This window comes from Prauserella aidingensis, from assembly GCF_024171865.1.
Lineage (GTDB): Bacteria > Actinomycetota > Actinomycetes > Mycobacteriales > Pseudonocardiaceae > Prauserella > Prauserella aidingensis.
Window position 1 is genome coordinate 1 of the sequence record NZ_JAMTCN010000074.1, and the last position, 1,255, is coordinate 1,255.

2 protein-coding genes are annotated in these 1,255 nt (G+C 63.4%); both read left to right on the forward strand.

Going from position 1 to position 1,255, the window contains the following annotated elements; all coding sequences use genetic code 11:
- The coding region (locus LY13_RS25460) for a hypothetical protein (protein WP_253831101.1) at window positions 1-483 on the forward strand (483 nt) is incomplete at its 5' end.
- Window positions 480-887 carry a DUF6188 family protein gene (locus LY13_RS25465; RefSeq protein ID WP_253831102.1) on the forward strand — a complete coding sequence of 136 codons (408 nt, stop codon included), beginning with the start codon at window positions 480-482 and terminating at the stop codon, window positions 885-887. The genes LY13_RS25460 and LY13_RS25465, both read left to right, overlap by 4 nt.
- Window positions 888-1,255 lie beyond the last annotated feature (368 nt).

Genomic DNA, 1,255 nt, shown 5'->3' on the forward strand with positions numbered 1-1,255 from the left:
ATACAGAGCAGTCACTTGTTGGCGGAGGAGTGTGCCGCTGGTGGGCAGGTGCGGCGTAACGGCACCGGCTGGGAATGCACCACCATCGACAGCGGTGACACCGCCGAACCCGGTACCATCAGCAACAGCGGCGGAGACCAGCCCTACGGCTTCAACACAGGCGCCAACGAAGCAGAGGAAACTGCCGAGGGCGGTCATCGACTATTCGTGACCTCTGGGCGAGGTGTCACCTACGACATCCCCAAGGGCTGGAGTCAGCGGATCGCCGATAATGATAAGGGCTTGATTTTCCAACGTCCGGCAGCGGTAGGAAACGCAGACATGATCAGGATCATGGAGCCGACCACGAGATACCCACGCGGCTATGTCCGCGTGCACAATTCTCATGGTCAGCCGGTTGATGTCTTTGGCAAACCAGGTTCAAAGCCCGCGACCCACATCAGCCAAGACTACATCGGGCCGTGGCCAGCATGGCCGCAATGACTGAGTTGACCAGGGCTGGTGATCATTGGGTTCTTCCGGTCGTTGGGCAGTCGGTGTTCCAGCTTCGTCTTGATTACGCCGTGACGTTGTGCCTGGGGAACGATGTCGAGGTGAGGATCGAGGAGCCTTTCGTACTCGCCGCCGAGGGTGGCCAGGAGTGGCTCGTTGTTCCTGAGGGTGATGCAGTTCAACTTGCGCCGGTGCTCGGGTTGAATCGGTCGACCGTGGCGTGGGGTGCTGCGTTCGATGATGGCCGGTTGGAACTGTCCTTTGTCGATGGTTGGCGGGTGTCGGTAACCACATCCGAGGACTACGAAGCGTGGACCGTCGCGGGCCCGCATGGTCTGCTGATCGTGTCGATGCCGGGCGGCGACCTGGCAGTCTGGCATCCCGACGAGCCTTGATCCGAGGCTGCTGCACGCGAGTCCGGAGACGTCGCCTGATTCGCACTCATCGCGGAACTCGAGGAGTTGAGAGGCGGCTGAGGCTCACCACCGCTACGCCGCCGTCGCTGCGACCAATGCCTCGGATGAGGCGGACCTCGGCTTGTTCGACCGATTTGAGGTCGTGGCCGGTCCGCCGTCGTTGGAACTGATGGTGCGGTAGCCAGACCGCGGCCGCTGCTGCGGCCGCCGCGGCGGCGGCCGCGCGGGCCTATGTTGCGCCCCGGGTTTGGTGCAGGCGTTGGTGTCTGTCACCGGGCCCGGGCGGGCTCGGTGGGTCGATCGTAGCGTGACGCGCTGTAGGCAGCTTCGATCGCTGCCGGGGTGCT

Bases quoted from the DNA above. Each gene is read 5' to 3' on its own strand.
- LY13_RS25465 (WP_253831102.1), top strand. From the start codon at position 480: ATGACTGAGTTGACCAGGGCTGGTGATCATTGGGTTCTTCCGGTCGTT.